This is a genomic window from Amycolatopsis echigonensis (genome assembly GCF_014174495.1).
Classification (GTDB): domain Bacteria; phylum Actinomycetota; class Actinomycetes; order Mycobacteriales; family Pseudonocardiaceae; genus Amycolatopsis; species Amycolatopsis echigonensis.
Map to the genome: position 1 here is coordinate 1 of NZ_JACJHR010000299.1, position 226 is coordinate 226.

1 protein-coding gene is annotated in these 226 nt (G+C 63.3%); it reads left to right on the plus strand.

Going from position 1 to position 226, the window contains the following annotated elements; genetic code table 11:
* On the plus strand, nucleotides 1–226 hold a 226-nt coding region (locus H5411_RS46870; protein ID WP_183128064.1), incomplete at both ends, for a cytochrome c oxidase subunit 3.

Sequence of the window (226 nt, forward strand, 5' to 3'; positions counted from 1 at the left end):
GAGCACGCCTGGGACGAACCTCTTCTTCACTTTCTACTTCGTGCTGACCGGCATTCACCTGCTGCACGTCGTCGTCGGCACCATCCTGCTGGGAGCGGTTCGCCGCCGAGCACGTGCCGGGGTGCCGTGGGACGCGGCGCGGCGCCTTGTCGAGGGAAGCGGCGTCTACTGGCACATGGTGGACCTCTTGTGGATCATCCTTTTCTCACTGCTTTACCTGGTGGGT